Below are 17229 nucleotides of genomic sequence, written 5' to 3'. Positions count from 1 at the left end.
CCAAAGGTCTTCCTCTCCGCCATCGCGCTCGCGGCTACAGTCCTATTCTGGCTGTAAATCAATGAGTCTGGAGCCTAGAAAATTGTTGGTCCAATCGCTGACTCGTAAAATCTGGAATATGCGCTGGGAAAGTACTGCAAAGCACTTCGGAAGGTCAGCTTTCATGAATTGCCTTTGAAAGTTTGCGGGTCCGGCCAATGACCGCTTTCCGCCTATTCTGTTGAAAAACAGTGTGTTACGGACGCAGAAAGTGATCTGATGAATGCAGCGCGTGTACCTTTCAGATCTTCCAGTGCGATCTGCGCCAGTTTTTCGGCGCCAAGCTCTTTTCAGTTTGTTGATAGAAATGGCGGGTATTCGGGCAATAGCGAAGCTCTTGAAATCAGGGACTCAGATTTATTGCCAGGATACATCACTGTTCGGTAAGTCATCCCTGTGCAGAACCATCACCGCATTTGGTCTACTGGACGGTAAATAGTCAACTGCATCCCAGTCCCAAAGAACCAGATTGATGTCATCAGGAGTGGCCCCCGTTGCGAAACTATTCACCAGGACACCGGCGTAGTTTTCGCCTTTCAGCCTTTCTGCAACAACATGGGTTGATGGAACCAGTCCCTGGTGCATCTCGGATTCCCAGTTGTCATTGGCGATGTCTTCCCAAGTGATGCCCAATGCCTGTCTGGTTTCCCGGCTGGTCAGATCAACGATATGATGGCAATCAACCGCCAGAAAATAAAACGTATAGGGTTCTTGATTCAGGCTGAAACGCACCTCACGCGCGGCTGATTCATGAGAAAGCGACGTATAGAGCGCAGGGTCCCCGATCGGGTTGAACCGCCCACCCCGGCGCGCAGCCCCCTCCCCCGATGTTGGCAGATACGACCAGCGCGGCTTGGCGGCACGGATGACAGTACGCTGCACCCTGATGGCATGCTTCAAGCGTAACCGCCTTCTAGACGCCGCAGAATATGGGACTTCAACGCCGCGTTTTCTCCATCCTTTACGATTTCCTCGGGCGTGCGTCCGCCAAAACCCACAATGGGTTCAGACCGATACCAGGCATAGGCCATGAGCGAGTTTCCAACAGCCGGTGCAACGGCATTCAGAATCTCGACAAGATGACGCAAGGATGTCTGGACCGATACGGAAGCTACACGCTGCCGCCGAGACAAGGATTCCGGAGCAATGCCTAAGGTCTCACCAATCTCGCGCTTGGTGGTTTTAAGATGTCGGGCCAGACGATCCGGTGAGATCAGCCGGTTTTCTACAAGATCACGTAATTCCATATCGATCACTCCTGTTGCCACAATATATGGACCAAATTCTTGACAATCAAGGCGGTTCGATCCTTTGCGCCGTGCCTCGTGTAGAAAACTCAAAGCGCCTACCTGAAATTTCTCCAAAAAAGCTGCGTCCAAGATGCAACTTCCCTGCCCTCGTATTCCCAATCATTCCTCGGAGATAAGCCAATGCCGAGGCTTCCGGAGTCGCCTTCGAGCAACTGGCCACATTCCGATGCACCGCGCCATAATTGCCATCGTAAATGTGGTTGCGCAGCTCTTCGCAAATCCGAAGCAGATGATGGAAAAATGTCCTGTACAGCACGCTAAGTATTCTTGAGATTTTCCAGCCCACCCTGCGTAGTTACCTGAGGTATTAACAGTGCCGTTGGCTCCATGTCACCCCGATCAATCTTGCCCATGATCGATGTCAGGTAGGATCTATGGCTTTGAATCCTCTCAACACGTTGCAAGATATAACCTAAGGCCATGAAGCGTATCGCTGGGCCATGTGATAATTTCATTGCATACCAAGCCTCTCCAAGCAGCATATGGTCAGCCAACTGGTCCATCAGTTGATCACAATGCGCTTGGTCTCGGGCAAACCTCAATTCTGAACATAGCCGAGGGAATGCATGTTCCATTTGATCCTGGGTCACCTTAATCTGAGAATGATCTTCTTTTTTACAATTATGATTCAGTGAATGTTCTTTGTGCCCCTCAATTTCACCGTCGCCATCCCTCAAATTGATGGCCTTGCAGGGTTGTGATGGGTGGTTGTCCACAGATGCGCTCTCATTGATCTCGTCCAGCAGCTCCACAAGAACGTCATATTGCGGCCGACGGCGCAGGATCAGTCGCGCCCGAACGAGTAGATCCTGAACACCATCTGAGATGGCATCCTGAAGCCGGGTCAGCGCCAGTGTGCACTCATCCCGCAGTGTCCGAAGGGCCTCTTGTGTGCGTCGATACTCACTGGCAAGGGCTGTGAATTCTGCATGACGGGTTGCCAGTGGTAGTAGTGACAAGCCGCTGACCAGTGCCACCTTCCCTGCTTCATCTCGTCTGCACCATCTTTTGCCGTTTGCAGCGGCAACGCGTTGAATGATGCCCAACTTGATCAGCTTCGAGATGTGACGCTCCACTGTCTGAATGCTCACGTGGGCGCGCCCAGCTATTGTAGCGTTGCTAGCATAGACGATGTGATGGTCATCGGCTAATTCGCTGACACGATCAGCTGACATAAATGATAGCATAGCTCGCATAATTGAGATGCTCGTCGCTTTCAGCCCAAGTGGTTCACGGGCTTCTTCGATAGCACGGAGCTGCATCCATTTGGGCGCACTACTCCCCTGCCCGGTTAATGACCTGACTGCTCCTATTGGAGCGCAATTTGTTACTGTCCTCATGGTTTTTTGTCAGCAGACACAGAAATATCGCCCACCCAAGGGTGTTTTTTCTTGTGTGGTGATTCGAGAGGAGCTAAATTCAAGTTGCTAGACAAGATTTGGTCCTCGGGAGCATCACCGCTTTCGGGGGCTATTTCTTTCTACCTTTCTCCTTTGCTCGCTTGCCTTTGATTTAGTTCACAGCTGTGAACTTCTTACTTCCGGCCGCTCACTGCCTCAAAGCGGTCTCGGAATTCCTTCATTAAAGTTTCAATGTGCTCATCCAGCCAATCAGAGAAGCCAGGGGCCGCACTGTCATTAATGCTGATGTTTAGTCCGGAGGCCCCGTGTTTAACAGTTGCTAGGCCTTCTCCGACGATTCTGGGGTTCGGTCTAGGTGTTTCGGATTTCCTTTTTATCTCATCAAGCAGTGCCAAGAGTCGTTCATCTGAAGAAGAGCTGGGAGGCAGCTTCTCCAGTTCTCGGAGTGCGTTGCGAGGTGTGATCACCTTTTGATCCAAAGCGTCTACCAAGATCATCCACTTGGTGCGACCGAAGCCTGGTGCAGCTCCAATGGCATCACCCAGTTCGCGCGGTATTGACTTCGTGATGCGCTCCAAGTTGGACAACCCGGACTTTGTCAGAGACATTATTGTTATGACCTCTGACCTGTTCTTACCTGAAGCAATGATGTCTGTAGCAAAGCGTGCGCGCTCATAGAATGTGAGGTCCTTCCTGGACGCATTTTCGAGAGCTTTGGCGATCAGAGCCTTGTCATCATCGAGGTCGACAACGTTAGCTTTAATCTTAATGTTTTCATCCGGGTAGTTTTCTTTCAGATAGCGGCAGGCAGCCAGTCTACGACGACCATAAATGATTTGATAACGCCCGGTTCGACCAGGCTCATGGCGCACCTGAATTGGCACCTGCTGACCATTCTCTCGAATACTGTCCGCCAGTTGTTCAAGTGAATGGTTGGGGACGTCTGTGTCTTCGTCAGCTCCGGAGTTCACAGCTGTGAACTTCTCGAGCCGATCCTCCACGCCCCAATCATCAACAAGATCGGGGTCGATCTCATCAATAGCGTTATAGGTGTCCTCAATGAATTGAAGACCCGGAGTGATTGGTCGGGCAGGGGAAGGGGCCGTGTCCTTGACCTCCATAGTTGCTTGCTCTGCGATCTCCATCATGCTGGAATGACGCTTTCTTGCTCTGCGCTCCTTTGCCATCAGATGCGCCCCCACGCTTCAAGAACCATGTTTTCTACTTCTTTACCGACGGCATCCATTGATGCCTTGGCTCGGTCGTAAGTTGCCCGTGTCAGGTCAGACCTATTCAACTCATAGATTGATTGCTGAAGCATGGCTGCATCACTGATGGCGGTGCTTTTTAGGCTGGTCGCGGTCATTACCCGCTCTTGGAAGAGGGCTCGCATGAACGCGACAATTGTCTGAGATGGTGTATCGACCGGCTCGTCCCGTGTAACCAAGAGGCGGTAGTTATCATAAACAAGTTTTGCTCCGCTTCTTTCAATTACCTCCATGTACGACGAAGTCATTTTGAGAAACTGCGCGGTGGATGCGACATCGAGCATCGAAGGAGTTAGTGGTACAATCACCGACGTTGCGGCCGCCATACCACCCATTGTGATAAAGCCAAGGCTGGGGGGGCTATCGATCAGAACCACATCGTAATCAGCCTCCACCGACATGATGGCGTCGTGAAGGCGCGCAAAGAAGGGTTGCTGCTTGCTGTTTAGCTTTGCCGACTCTGCCTCAAACTCAGACAGCATCAGCCCGCCTGGCGCGATCGAAAGGCCAGGAAAGTACGTTTCTCGGATGACATCCTTCATCGAAATCGGATCATGGTAAGTGATCGCGTCGTAGACGGTATCAATACTCTCATCCAGCTCGGTTTGAAGGCCGCACATTGCCGAAAGCGAAGCTTGAGGATCAAGGTCAACACAAAGCACCCTGAAGCCTTGTAGTGCGAGGTAATGTGCAAGGTGAATACATGTCGTGGATTTGCTGGAGCCGCCCTTGAAATTCATCACCTGAATTCGTTGTAGTGGCTCACCCTCGCGCCGACTGGGGAGATATCGTCCTGGAGTTTTACTGCGGGCGTCCAGAAGCTGCCGCAATTCCCAAACTTCCTGACCTGTATAATACCTGCGACCGTGCTTGATTTCACTAGCCTCGGGAATGGCGCCCTCAACAGTCGCTTTGCGAAGATACTGATGGCTGATGCCAATCAGGTCACAAACTTCTTGAGCCGGGAAAAGCCGCAGCTGCTTTATCGAGTCTGGAGCATACGCGGCAAGTAGGTGTTCTTTGATTGCGAGATTCAGTCGACTACTGATCTCACTACTGATATCAACTGGGGAGGTTGATGCGATAGGTGTGGTTGGGATCATGGTTACATCTGTATGCTCGAATTGGCGATTTACGCTCTACCATCACTGAGACCTGATGAAGTGATTCAAGTCAACCTTTTTTTACATGTAGGGTAGTGGGCTATGAGCTCTACTACATGTTGGGAAAAAAGTTCACAGCTGTGAACTTTATGCACTGAGACAAAGCGCACGCTTTTTGTATGAGTGCTTCGTATCCCGTGCACTTGGGAGCCTGTCGGGAATTGTTCCAGCGGAGTACAGAGTGACACCTAATTTTCTGGACAAGTTTGTAACTCCGTCAGCTAATCGATTTGCTTGGGGATCTATTGCAGTCTACTGCGACATGTTTCTGCATTGGCTACCCTGACGAATGCGACAGCGAACAAGACATCGGCATTGCAGTCAGAAAATCCTGCAGGCTGGCATTCCATTGAACTCTAAGTAAGTGTTCACCCTAACAGATCGGTCGCCGGGTTTTCGGCGATGTCGACATCGTCGTAGTACTTTTGCGCCTGGGCCATGGAGCGGTGCAGGGAGAGGCGCATCGCGGCCTGGATCGGAGCGCCGTCGAGCGCGGCCTGGGTCAGAAACCCTGAGCGCAGCCCATGCGGTGATGCGAAATCTTCCGGAAGCCCAGCCATTTTCAGCCGGTGTTTGACGATCTGATAGATCGCATCCGGCGACAGGCGGCGTTTCAACACTCGATCGGCTTTTGACACCGGTCGAAACAACGCTCCATCCGTGATCTGCCCGACCTCGATCCAATGCACCAGCGCCTGGGCGGCGCGTCCCTTGAGCACCAGTCGAGGCGTGTCGCCCTTGGTCGTGGTCTTAGTCTCTAGCAGGGACAGCCAGACCCGACCTTTTTCCTCAAACTCCTTGAGCGACACATCCTCGCGCATCAGCCCGGTCAGTTCCGACCGGCGCCGTCCGCCGCTGGCCCAGCCCAGCATCAGGATGGCCCGGTCGCGGCAATCGCGACGGCTGCCCCGACAGGTGGCGAGCAGCTGCTCGAGAATGTCGCGGGTGATCGGGTGCTGCGATTTCGGGGTCGGGGGCCTAGCGGCGGCGCGGCGGGCTTTGGACCGAGCCTGTTTGACTTGCGGCGTGCCAAAGGGGCTAGTGAGGTTCTTCATCCGGTGAAACGCCAGCCACGAGGCAATGCGCCGGTCCAGCGTCGACGGGGCAGGGCAGGCGAGGGATTTGCGCAGCCCTTGCGCGATCAGTGCCTCTGCCACTTGCCGGGCAATGTCCTCAGGCGGGGCATCACCAAGATCGCGCGAATGATCCAAAATGAAACGAAGAGCGACATCTTCAGTTTCTGGCCAAACCGCGCCGGTGCCGACCCTCAGGGTCTTCCAGGCGGTGATGTAGAGCAGATCGCGCTCATAGGCGCGCAAGGTGTTTGCTGGTGTCCCACGCACGTAAAGGTCGGTCAACGCGTCTTGATCCGCTGCGGACAAGGCAGGGGAAGCAGCAGGGAGGTATGGGGCAGGGGGCTTCATTGTCGATTTTCCCTAACCTGTAGACTGCTCTTGCTCGTTTTCACCATGTTTCATGGTTGACCTTATGCTGTGCTGGTCCTTTAAGCGTAGACTCGGACTAAATGTGTGCCGGTACTTGTTTACAAAATTGCAGATCAAGGTGCTGCATCTACTCAGGTTGACGCCGGAGCGGGGCAGGGGTCTACGGGTTACGGACCAAAGCCGTCGCGAGTCCAGTGGTTAAGGAAAACCGACATCATAAGTGCTATTCTGGGCCAGTTTTCCGGCAAGATCAATCACATTTGATAAGGGATACTTATCAAATGTAATGGTAGGTTTAGAAAGTAACAAATGTAACGAGCAAAAGGGTGTAATTTTGCGCGCAATACAGATGGAAGCTCTGCTTGGCAACAGAAAACGCGGGCTCTGAAGGTGTATACGCCCCCGCTGGCCTCGATGTGCCATTGTGGGTTTGCAAACAACATGATTGGAGGCGTCTATGGAAGAGATTAGCATGATTGGCCTGGATTTGGCGAAGAACGTTTTCCAGGTGCACGGAGCAGATCACTCGGGTCACCCTATTCTGCGGAAGAAACTGCGCAGAGGTCAGGTCCTTGAGTTTTTTGCCATGCTACCGAGATGCGTGGTTGCGATGGAGGCTTGCTCTAGCGCGCATTACTGGGGCCGCGAGATTGGTCGCCTGGGTCACGATGTCAGGCTCATCCCACCTGCGTATGTGAAACCGTTTGTGAAGCGACAGAAAAACGATGCCGCTGATGCAGAGGCCATCTGTGAGGCTTCGAGCCGTCCCACCATGCGTTTTATCTCGGACAACAACGGCAGGCAGCCCTAAAAACAAATAAGGGATCTGTCACGACCGGCCGCCAGAGCGGCGACCTTGACTGACGCCTTCCGGCACGGCCGCGCGCCAAGCAGAGGTGGCCTTGCAGCGGGAACAGATGCGTTCGCCAAAACCTTCGCTCCAGAAAGAGGATTTGCAGCGCAAGCAGAACCGTTCCTTGGGCGCATCTGCAAGCGCACGCTTTGGCGGGTCCGAGACGATGAATTCCTTCTTCTTTTGCATCAGTTCCTCACGTTTCGTTGATCCAGGCATTCGCTTCTTCAACTTCATTCGGGTATAGGCGAAGTGGACTGTTGGCATGGCATCCCTTCATTTTCGGCGTTCTGAACTTCAGAGCTGTCCTGCGAAAAAACTTGCGGGGTATCGTCTTTGGGACTTTGGTCAACGAGATCGATATTCTCCCGCGTTGTCCGCGATCCCGAGTAAAGATGCCGCAATTGGGCCTCGGATACCCCGTCGGCCTGCATCACAAGCTGCACCATTGGGTCTGCCAGCATTTCTTCCAGAAAAACATCAGACAGCTCTCTTCCTGAAAGCTTGTCCTTCGCGCGGGCATTGTCGAGATCAATCAATGAAACGGTTAGGCTCCGGGCTAATCCCGGATGGGAAATGCGTGGATGCAGGTGGACAACAACCGAGGCCTTCCAAGCTTCAGGGTCTTGGTGATCCGGAGGCAAGGCGAGTTCGGTCTCGATTTCATACTCGCCGGCGGGGAGCGTTTCTGCAAAACCGGGCACTGTGAATGGCCAGTCGAAAACTGCTATGGTCTTGCTGAATTGGTCATCCATTGCGGTGGTCCTTTCGATTAAGGGCCAGGTAGGGCTCGCCAGCCCGCTCCGGCGCGACTCTCGGGGTTTTTCGAGATTGGCTGAACCGCCTTTGCCGCCCTGATTGTCGGTTTTCTTATTCGACGGTTCAGCAGGACGGCAGACCTAATAGCCAGGTCATTGAAAGACTTGATCCCAATCGATTTCGGATTTTCCACTGAGACCTCGGTGCGTCGGTCAGACCCGAAAATTCGCACGTAGCCTATCAGTATATGGGGTTTGAAGGGCCGATTTACTACGGCGCGTTGCCAAGCAAATCAACACATGTGGCTCGGTATCGGACCACGGAGCGCTATTTGAGAAGTTACAACAACTTCTAATTTAGGCAGGCTTCGCGATCCCCGTTAGTTTTGGCAAGTTTTCCTTGCATAATCGAATTCTCGCAACATCCGGCGCGTCTGTTTCCCCTATAAGAGCGTTGCAGTTCATGCCTATTTTCATGTCGGACCTGACGGGCCCGGTTGGTTTGGCTGAGCCGGTGTGATCGCTTGTTGCGCCGCGGTAAATTGTACCTGAGGGAAATTTCAGACTGCTTGCATCGGTATCCCACTTTCTAACATCAAGGGTCGAACAGGTTCCATGGTCGCCTTCCAGTTGCAATCCAAACATCCCACTTACCGTAGCAAACCAGTGTGAATTGATGAGGGCGGCCTTGACGCAATCATACTAAGATGCATCAAGGTTCAGCCCTTCTATGCACGCTTTGGCGAGATCGCGATTCGGGGAATCGGAACCAGGCATGGTCGCCCAACCCGCATCCATCACGGCGTCGCGCCGCTTGTACGACGTGGCAGCCTGGATCGTCGCGAGCTTTGCTAAACGCTGATTATCCGTGCGGGACATGTCGTGGCAAATTGGCACGAGCGCCGCGATCACCTGGTCCCGCGCCATTTCGCTTGCCAACTTGTTCGCGCTTCCGCCGGTCATCCAGCCGCCCCAAGAAAATCCAACGACGCCGACAAACACCGCGCCGAGCAGCGCGCCATACATACCGGGTTTCAGCCATTCAGGATTGGTCATATCGAGTCCTCCAGCGGAGAAAGCGCCGCTTCGCTATGTTGAATTGTTTCACAACGGGCCTAGTCGCAGGCAATGGCGTGCTCCAGATCCTTTTGTGTTGTCATGTGCATCGTTGTTTGACCGACATGACTCCCTCGACCCCTGACCATCAGGTAGGTCGCGGTGCGTCGGTAAGCCTCAAAGCTGACGCCTTGCAGCAACTCCTCCTCGAAGAGAATTTCATACGCGCCAGCCGGAAACACGATGTCGCTGTTTCCCAACCTGAAGGCATTGGTGAACGTCACCATTGATCTGATCGAACGCGTGAGCATCCCATACCTCCGTTGAATTGATCGCTGGATTTCCGGTACCGACCATGGTCGGCCGCATCAGTCCAGATGCCCCGTCAAGTCACAGCACTTAGGGCTATATTATTCCCAACCCACGGACTTTATGCTGATCGAAGTTAGTACCCATCAGGTTCTTTACTGTCAGGATGTGTGCAACAGCCTCACCCCCGACAATCGGGGCTAGAAGGTGGCGCATCCAGGCAGATGCAAGTCTTTGCGCCTTGCAGCAATCAAGCAATATTGAATGCGGTATCCAACGCGTTGGTCGGTATCTTTGTCCCAACGATTTTTGTCGAGCGTCGCTCCCTCAGCCCGAAAGGAAAAATCATGCCTGTATCAGATGTTCTTCGCCCGGATGGCTCCGACTACGACCCTTTCCTGCTTGCAGAAGTGGGTGAAGACAAAACCGGTGCAACAGTCACGGTTTTGTCAGCTCTTGCGCGTCTCGGGCTCGAGCCTTGGACCGAGGCTCGTGAGCTCACACTTCTGGGCCGAGATGCAGCGCATGCCCGGCTGAAAGCACATCTTTCAACAGTCAGAGATGTACCCACGCTTGATCATGCGAGCGGCAGTGTGGCGACAAAGTTGGTGGCCTTGTTACCTAAGCGTGTGTCGCATCGCGTTTCGAAACTGCCAGAGACAATAAAGTATAACGGCCCCAGGATCCCGATTTATTGGATGCTGATTGCACTCATGGGTGCTCTGATGCTTGCGCGGATCTTTTATCTGGCTCAAGCGGGCTAACCTGCGTCAGTACGAAAGCGCTCTGAAACCCGTTAGGTAACATGTGTCCGCTGTGTATTTGGTTGGCATTTTTAATGAGTATCTGAGGGGCGCGGGGAACATGGAGCTCCCCAAAAGAGCTGTATGAGTCTCGTGCTTCTTATTCTCGGACCGTCCAGGAAAGGACACTCCAATGAATGATGAAGACCAGAGTCAGGAAGACCACACCGTCAAGCACATGGCCTCCGTCAAGGCCGCCTGGGACAAAGCGCCTGAAGGCCCCAAAAAGGCGACGGCATTGAAACACTATCAGGCCGCTCAAAGTGCCCATGAAGCCGAAAATGACAAGGAGGCGCACAAGAAACTCAAGGAAGCCAGTCGGGCGCTGATGTAACGTCACGCGTTGGAGATGTAAGCAGGATCGTCCAAAACCAGATTGTGGGCCCAATCAGGCCAGAAGCGGCCGCTTCTGATCCAGATACGCTGGATCGAAATCCGCCAGTTTAACCAGACCCTCATAGTTATTGAACGTCACAAACCCATCCCTAAATGTAACCAACTCGTCCTCCCTGAGTTTGCGCAGGACGCGGTTGACGTGAATGGCGCTCAATCCCAGTGCATCGGCAAGATGGTACTGTGTGAGCGGGCAGGCATAGCCTTTCTTGCTGCCCATCCCCACAAGCGATAGCCTGACTCCAAGTTCCAGTAGGAAATGTGCCATGCGCGCATCCGCATCACGCCGCCCAAGCCCGACAAGATGTTCGACAACCATCGCTTCGTCGCGTGACACGGCCCATAAAATTGCAGTGGCAAGCCGAGGTGTCTCTGCGAAGGCTTGCAAAAGATCACTCACCAGAACCTCGGCGGCTTCGATTTCAACAATCGGCTCAATGCCATGGTCTGACGTGTGCAGCAAAACGCTGCGTAGCCCAAGGAAATCCCCTGGAATCTGGAAATCGACGATTTGGCGTGTTCCGTCAGGCTGAATCTTATATGAAACAACCCAGCCTGCGGCGAGGATATAGGCAGCCTGTTCCGATTGTCCCTGATGAACAAGATCACGGCCAGCCTCAAAGGTTCTCCTCCGCTGGTGCAATTGTTCCAAAACGGCCAGTTCCGCCTCTGCCAAGGCAACAAATGCCGAGAGTTTCTGTGTTAGCGGGCTGGTGTTGGTGTTCATCGTTGGATTTCCCCGAGCCTGCAAAGACTCTACGAAGGATTTGGTATTGAGGCTACTTTCGATCAGTCCAAAATACCAAAACTCATGTGACAATAGAAAAACCATCACCACCTCGCCTGGTCACGAATCCAATGACTTTAAAAGGAATGACCCCAATGTCAGACCACCATGATCCCGCAGGCATGGCTGCACTCTCGATCTGCGAGGCTCTTCTACTCGCCTTAAACGATCTCAATCTTCTTCAGGAACGTGAGATCGTCGGGGTTTTGCGCGATGCTGCCGTGACCCACGAGTGTGCCAATGGTTCGGAATTAGAGCTAGAAACCCATTCGGCAGTCGCCAAATTGATCAACGAGATTATTGTCAGCGGTAACTTCTCGCGCCGATCTTAGATCACGCGGCCAGGTACTTGTACGTCCTGTTGTTCGTGTTTCTGCCGACGATGCTCCTCGCTGCAATTGCTGGCATGTGGTTCTTTTACCTGTAGCACCAGTTCGAGGATACCAGTTGGCAGCGGGAAAATGATTGGAGCATTCAGGATGCGGCGCTTGAAGGCAGTTCACACTATGCACTGCCCGGAATGCTGAGCTGGATCGCCGGGAAAGTCGGAGTTCACCATGTTCATCATCTGGCCAGCCGCATCCCGTTCTATCGTCTTCCGGAAGTCCTTCGAGGTCATGACGTCCTTGCCAACACCCGGCGCATCACTCTCCGCGATAGCTTGCGCTTCACAAGCCTCGCGCTCTGGGACGAAACCGAACGCATCGTTATAGTGAGTTATGAATCAATCCGGGTATAGATCAGAAACTTCGGAAACCAAATTGCGAAGCATGCCAAAGCGGCGCTCCAATGGCCTTCGGACACCATGGGCCGGAGTTGCGGCTATTGCCCATGTCTCAATCCCTTCCTGACGACGCGAATCCTGCACGCTCCGCCTTGGTTGCAATCTTCGTCTTGCGACTATGAAAATTACTTTTTCTTACTCCCTATCCTGACCGGCTTCTGACCCTTTGAGAAATCGGCCGTCGCCACGATTTTTTCCTTTGGTTTCTTTGGCTTTTTAACTTCGCGGTTGCCGCGCCTCTTGTCACCTTTTGACATCTGAGTTCCTTTCAGGTTGGTTTCTCTGGATACGTTTGCATGTTACAAATCGACCGACAGCATTGAGGTGGTTCCGTAGTTGGGTCAAAAGACCTGCGTCACGCCCTCAAGGGTCCCAAATCTGATGCAGTTCCAGACCTGTAGGGTTTTTGTGCGACCATCGCCTCGGTTGTGATCAGAAGGCTTGCAATCGACGCCGCATCTTCCAGAGCAACCCGGACAACTTTGGTGGGGTCAATGATCCCCGCTGTCAGCATGTCGACATAAGTTTCCGTTTGAGCGTCGAACCCGAAGGATGGGTTTTCGCTTTCGATGATCTTTGCCGCGACGACCGATCCGTCCACGCCGGCATTTTCGACAATCTGGCGCAGCGGTGCCTGGATTGATCGCCGGACGATCCTGATGCCGGCATCCTGGTCGGAGTTGGCACCTTTAAGGGTCGCAAGCGCTTTGTCTGAATGGAGCAGCGCAACACCACCGCCTGGAACAACACCTTCCTGAACCGCCGCGCGAGTGGCGTTCAACGCGTCGTCAACCCGGTCTTTGCGTTCCGTTACCTCAATCTCCGTGGCCCCTCCGACCCGGATGATGGCGACCCCGCCTGTCAGTTTAGCAAGACGACTCTGCAGCTTTTCCCGTTCGTAGTCGGACGTCGTATCTTCGATTTGGGAGCGAATCTGGGCGACCCGTGAAGTGATTGCTGATTTGTCGCCTGCGCCATCAATGACGGTCGTATCGTCCTTTGAGATGACGACTTTCTTTGCGGTACCGAGCCTGTCCAGCGTGACGGTTTCAAGTTTGGTCCCCAAATCGGTCGAGATCACTTGACCGCCCGTCAGAATCGCGAGATCCTCCAGCATCTCCCTGCGGCTATCCCCAAACCCAGGCGCCTTCACGGCGGCAACTTTCAATCCGCCACGAAGCTTGTTGACCACAAGCATGGCAAGCGCATCGCCCTCCACGTCCTCGGCAACAACCAGAAGCTGCTTTTCGGCTTCCATGACTGCTTCGAGCAACGGCACCATGTCGGCAAGAGACGACAACTTGCTCTCGTGGAACAGGATAACGCAGTCTTCCAGCTCTACGCTCATCTTGACCACATTTGTTATGAAATATGGGCTAAGGTAACCGCGATCGAAATTCATACCTTCGACCACTTCGGTTTCGGTCTCCAATCCCTTGCTCTCTTCGACCGTGATTACGCCTTCAGTGCCGACCGCAGCCATCGCATGGGCGATCTGACGACCAATCGCTACATCTCCGTTGGCGGAGATAGCCCCTACCTTCGCAATTTCAGCACTGTCGCCAACCGGTCGGGACAGGTCCTTGATCTTTGCGACGATGACCCTGACGGCTTGTTCAATACCTCGCTTCAGATCCATCGGGTTCATGCCAGCGGCAACGGCCTTCATCCCTTCCTTGACGATCGCCTGAGCCAGAACGGTAGCAGTGGTTGTGCCGTCGCCAGCCTCTTCGTTGGTGCGGGACGCGACTTCCTTCACCATCTGGGCTCCCATGTTTTCAAAGTGATCCGGAAGCTCGAATTCTTTGGCAACAGTAACGCCGTCCTTGGTGATACGCGGGGCACCGTGGGATCTGTCCAAAATGACGTTACGACCTTTTGGACCAAGAGTGATCCTGACGGTGTTCGCCAGCATGTTGATCCCTGTTAGCATTCGGCTGCGCGCATCAGCACTGAATTTGACGTCTTTAGCGGACATGTCGGAAACTCCCTGAGACAAGGATTGGATGATGGTCTGCCGCGTCGGAAAAGACCGACTGGTCCATGGTCTTTTCGTCTTCGTCGAAAAGGCGACGTCGAGTGAATGGCCTCGAAGCGCTCCTTTTTAAGGTTTGCCGAGCAGAACAGCACTGGACGGAGGCGTGCTGATCGGGTGAGTTTCATTAGGGCGGGAGCGGTGGCGGGTTCTTTTTCGGGTCCACTTCAAAGGTCGGGAGCCAAACCACTACCGCGCGGTGCCACAAACATCGAACCGTGTTTTTGGTGACTATGATCGCGTTAATCAAGTCAGCAACGGCCTGATGGCATTTTGTTTCCAATCCTATTGTTGGAGCGTTTTCGTGAGCCGTCGCCGCGGCGCGTAATACCCTCGCGACATGGCGTTGCAGAAGCAATTTTCTGATTATTCAAGGAGAGCGACGGTGCCTCGCTGGTCGAGAATGCCGCCATTCCTGCAAACTCGGTTGGGTCAGACATCATGGGCGGTTCCTGTTACGAGAAATCATCTGGACCAGAAGTGGGCCCGATGAATTCAACCATCGTTGCAGAATTTTCTGCACGCTGGACTGATTGAAAGCAGCTTCGCGTCGAATTTTCTCATGAAATTTTCGTCGCACTTGGAGTACCCAATAAAAACAAGCGAAAACAATCCTCTCACTCGAAAACTATCTGCAATCGTCGCTCTTTCGAGTGCTGAACGGTTGTGTTGCCAACTTTTAGAACGGCCAGAGTTAGCGACTTGCTGAACACATTCATCCTGCGATCTCAGCAAACAACCGAAAGCCCGAAGTTGTAGCGCTAGAGAACTGCTTCATTCAGGTCATATGGACGACTTCGATGCCATCCAGCTTAGCGGATGCGGATGCGGATCCGAACACACACATGCGCCGAACACGCAGTTATGTTTAGTTCATGCGGCAGGAATTCAGCGCAGGGCGTCTTTTCGATTATGCTCGCGCGGCGATCATCGGCGAATATTTGGGAGCCTATCAATTCAATGTGCCATAATCTACGCGCATGACCGACCGCTCTGCGGACTAAGCGAACATAACATGCTCCTTCAACTTGTGCGATTGCCATGGAGTGTAGTCTATTCGTGGAAGCATTGGAGGACGTCACATTGTGGGTGTCATTGCTTGACCGCCTTTTGACCGAGATCATCCAGGAAGGTGAGCTTGCGGTGACTTGGCCGGATGGGCGTTGCAGTACCTATGGCCGCAGAAAAGGGCCCAGTTCGGCCATAACCCTTCACGACAAAGCGCTTCCGCGCAAATTGGTAATGAACGGCGATCTCGCCTTGGGCGAAGCCTATATGGATGAAACTCTCACAATTTCGCAAAACGATTTACGCGGCTTTGTTTCGCTAATTGTGCGCAATGCAAACAACTATGGTGGTGGGCGTTACGGCACGTCGGTCACAGGGCTGCGCAAGTCACTTAGACGTATCGCACAGTTTAATCCCGTTCATATCGCGCGCAGAAATGTCGAACATCATTATGACCTTTCCGCTGATCTCTATGAACTTTTTCTTGACCAGGACCTTCAATATACCTGCGCCTATTTCTCAGACCCGGGGCAAAGCATCGAAGAGGCCCAGGTAGCGAAGAAGGCGCACATAGCCAAGAAGCTCTTAATCGAACCAGGAATGACAGTGATGGATATCGGCTGTGGTTGGGGCGGCATGTCAATTACCTTGGCGCGAGACTATGGAGCGAAGGTGGTTGGTGTGACCTTGTCCAAAGTGCAGTTGGAATATGCAAAAAGCAGAGCCGAAGCGGCAGGTGTCGGGAATAGGGTGGAATTCCGCCTGATCGACTATCGGGACGTCAACGAAGAATTTGACCGTATCGTTGTGGTCGGAATGATGGAGCATGTTGGTCGGCCCCAATATCCAACTTTTTTTCGCAAGCTGCGTGAAAATCTGAAACCGGATGGCGTCGCATTGGTGCATACAATCGGTCGATCCACCGCACCCGGTCGAACGTCGCCATGGATTCACAAATACATTTTTCCCGGCGGATATGCACCATCAATGTCCGAAACCATGAAGGAGATTGAAAAGCAGGACTTGGTGACCACAGATGTTGAAGTCTGGCGCGGCCACTACGCGCGAACGCTTCAATATTGGCAGGAAAAGTTCGAGGCCAATCTGGAATCGATCCGCGACCTCTACGATGATCGGTTTCTGCGAATGTGGCGATACTATCTGCTCGTGTCCGAGGCCGCCTTTTCGGAACAGGGCATGGTAGTCTTTCAATTTCAGTTAAGCCGAAGTCAGATGGTTGTGCCTGTAACCAGGGATTATCTGTGCAAAACGTCTAATCACTCGGGTTGAGGGTCGTGGGAGTTAGCGGTTCAAAGATACGGCGAAGGAGCCTGTGCGGGCATCGAGAACAATAGAACTTAAAGTGAAAACATCGAGAAAAAGGGGTTCCGCTTTGGGCTTAGAGCGGTCATCGACAGGCTGTACAACTTCACTTTTTTCAGACAAACCTTGACTGTCGCGCTGCGGCCCAGTGCCGACATTGATGGCCCTGTCCCTAGCTGTGGCTCAACTCCCCCAATGCAAAATGCGTGCTGCATGAAACTAATTTGTAGCGCTCTCATTTCAAATAGCCCGTTGATACGTAAAACCCCCGCTGCCATCGGACAACGGGGGTTGTTTTTCAGCATCGAGGAATGATTACATCATCCTTCGCGTTCCAACTTCTTGCGTGCCAGCTTTCTGGCGCGCGTTTTTCTCGGACGGTTTCTCGAAATGTTGCTTGAGCTTCATTTCACGGAAAACGCCTTCCTTCTGGAGCTTTTTCTTAAGAACCCGAAGGGCCTGATCAACATTGTTGTCGCGAACACTAACCTGCATGTGGTTTACACCACCTTTCTAGTCTGAAGTTTGCAATGA

General features: G+C 53.0%; 17 protein-coding genes and 2 pseudogenes. 6 read left to right on the top strand and 13 right to left on the bottom strand.

Features of this window, described 5'->3' with window-relative positions:
* Positions 1-396 precede the first annotated feature (396 nt).
* The 6 genes from Q1B21_RS21960 to Q1B21_RS21935 all read right to left on the bottom strand — a co-directional run bounded on the left by Q1B21_RS21960 (position 397) and on the right by Q1B21_RS21935 (position 6565).
* On the bottom strand, positions 397-939 hold the full coding sequence (locus tag Q1B21_RS21960) for an RES domain-containing protein (RefSeq protein ID WP_299893165.1): 543 nt from the start codon (positions 937-939) through the stop codon (positions 397-399).
* On the bottom strand, positions 936-1286 hold the full coding sequence (locus Q1B21_RS21955) for a hypothetical protein (protein ID WP_298854551.1): 351 nt from the start codon (positions 1284-1286) through the stop codon (positions 936-938). Before Q1B21_RS21955 ends, Q1B21_RS21960 begins: the two co-directional genes overlap by 4 nt.
* Before the next feature lie 320 nt (positions 1287-1606).
* Positions 1607-2689, bottom strand: a complete 1083-nt coding sequence (locus Q1B21_RS21950; protein WP_298854553.1) for a helix-turn-helix domain-containing protein — start codon at positions 2687-2689, stop codon at positions 1607-1609.
* Between the two features lie 194 nt (positions 2690-2883).
* Positions 2884-3897 (bottom strand): plasmid partitioning protein RepB, encoded by a 1014-nt coding sequence (gene repB / locus Q1B21_RS21945; RefSeq protein ID WP_299665463.1) that lies wholly within the window; start codon positions 3895-3897, stop codon positions 2884-2886.
* Positions 3897-5081, bottom strand: coding sequence for a plasmid partitioning protein RepA (gene repA / locus Q1B21_RS21940; RefSeq protein WP_299893161.1), 1185 nt, complete (start codon positions 5079-5081; stop codon positions 3897-3899). Before repA ends, repB begins: the two co-directional genes overlap by 1 nt.
* Positions 5082-5509: 428 nt before the next feature.
* Positions 5510-6565: a tyrosine-type recombinase/integrase gene (locus Q1B21_RS21935; RefSeq protein ID WP_299893159.1), complete on the bottom strand. Its 1056-nt coding sequence runs from the start codon at positions 6563-6565 to the stop codon at positions 5510-5512.
* A 478-nt stretch (positions 6566-7043) separates the two neighbouring features.
* Here Q1B21_RS21935 and Q1B21_RS21930 point away from each other — a divergent pair.
* Positions 7044-7370: pseudogene (locus Q1B21_RS21930) on the top strand (IS110 family transposase); the annotation flags it as partial.
* Between the two features lie 45 nt (positions 7371-7415).
* On the opposite strand, the gene Q1B21_RS21925 reads toward Q1B21_RS21930, so the two are convergent.
* The 4 genes from Q1B21_RS21925 to Q1B21_RS21910 all read right to left on the bottom strand — a co-directional run bounded on the left by Q1B21_RS21925 (position 7416) and on the right by Q1B21_RS21910 (position 9564).
* On the bottom strand, positions 7416-7628 hold the full coding sequence (locus tag Q1B21_RS21925; RefSeq protein WP_299893157.1) for a hypothetical protein: 213 nt from the start codon (positions 7626-7628) through the stop codon (positions 7416-7418).
* A gap of 44 nt (positions 7629-7672) precedes the next feature.
* Positions 7673-8194: a hypothetical protein gene (locus tag Q1B21_RS21920; RefSeq protein WP_299893155.1), complete on the bottom strand. Its 522-nt coding sequence runs from the start codon at positions 8192-8194 to the stop codon at positions 7673-7675.
* 705 nt (positions 8195-8899) lie between these two features.
* The gene (locus Q1B21_RS21915; RefSeq protein WP_176865328.1) at positions 8900-9253 is read right to left on the bottom strand and encodes a hypothetical protein; all 354 of its coding nucleotides are present in this window, start codon (positions 9251-9253) and stop codon (positions 8900-8902) included.
* Between the two features lie 59 nt (positions 9254-9312).
* A complete protein-coding gene (locus Q1B21_RS21910) occupies positions 9313-9564 on the bottom strand; it encodes a hypothetical protein (protein WP_299893153.1) in 252 nt (83 codons plus the stop codon).
* A 222-nt stretch (positions 9565-9786) separates the two neighbouring features.
* Here Q1B21_RS21910 and Q1B21_RS21905 point away from each other — a divergent pair, with 222 nt between their 5' ends.
* Together Q1B21_RS21905 and Q1B21_RS21900 are read left to right on the top strand one after the other, a co-directional pair.
* Positions 9787-10326 carry a hypothetical protein gene (locus Q1B21_RS21905; RefSeq protein ID WP_299893151.1) on the top strand — a complete coding sequence of 180 codons (540 nt, stop codon included), beginning with the start codon at positions 9787-9789 and terminating at the stop codon, positions 10324-10326.
* Positions 10327-10498: 172 nt separating this feature from the next.
* Complete coding sequence (locus tag Q1B21_RS21900; protein WP_298938344.1) at positions 10499-10699, top strand: hypothetical protein; 201 nt, start codon at positions 10499-10501, stop codon at positions 10697-10699.
* Positions 10700-10753: 54 nt separating this feature from the next.
* Here Q1B21_RS21900 and Q1B21_RS21895 read toward each other — a convergent pair whose 3' ends face one another.
* On the bottom strand, positions 10754-11485 hold the full coding sequence (locus Q1B21_RS21895) for a Crp/Fnr family transcriptional regulator (RefSeq protein WP_299893149.1): 732 nt from the start codon (positions 11483-11485) through the stop codon (positions 10754-10756).
* A 155-nt stretch (positions 11486-11640) separates the two neighbouring features.
* On the opposite strand from Q1B21_RS21895, the gene Q1B21_RS21890 reads away from it, so the two are divergent.
* Positions 11641-11877 carry a hypothetical protein gene (locus tag Q1B21_RS21890; RefSeq protein ID WP_299893147.1) on the top strand — a complete coding sequence of 79 codons (237 nt, stop codon included), beginning with the start codon at positions 11641-11643 and terminating at the stop codon, positions 11875-11877.
* 140 nt (positions 11878-12017) lie between these two features.
* Positions 12018-12284 (top strand): hypothetical protein, encoded by a 267-nt coding sequence (locus tag Q1B21_RS22410; RefSeq protein ID WP_366525431.1) that lies wholly within the window; start codon positions 12018-12020, stop codon positions 12282-12284.
* 400 nt (positions 12285-12684) lie between these two features.
* On the opposite strand, the gene groL is transcribed toward Q1B21_RS22410, so the two are convergent.
* Positions 12685-14307, bottom strand: a complete 1623-nt coding sequence (gene groL / locus Q1B21_RS21885; RefSeq protein WP_299893145.1) for a chaperonin GroEL — start codon at positions 14305-14307, stop codon at positions 12685-12687.
* A gap of 1098 nt (positions 14308-15405) precedes the next feature.
* Between groL and Q1B21_RS21880 the strand changes: the two genes are divergently transcribed.
* Positions 15406-16662, top strand: coding sequence for a cyclopropane-fatty-acyl-phospholipid synthase family protein (locus tag Q1B21_RS21880; RefSeq protein WP_299893143.1), 1257 nt, complete (start codon positions 15406-15408; stop codon positions 16660-16662).
* A 353-nt stretch (positions 16663-17015) separates the two neighbouring features.
* Here the strand turns inward: Q1B21_RS21880 and rpsU are convergent.
* Positions 17016-17190: pseudogene (rpsU, locus tag Q1B21_RS21875) on the bottom strand (30S ribosomal protein S21).
* Positions 17191-17229 lie beyond the last annotated feature (39 nt).

The sequence above is a fragment of the uncultured Ruegeria sp. genome (assembly GCF_947504215.1).
GTDB lineage: Bacteria > Pseudomonadota > Alphaproteobacteria > Rhodobacterales > Rhodobacteraceae > Ruegeria.
This window is presented reverse-complemented; position numbering and strand designations above follow the sequence as displayed.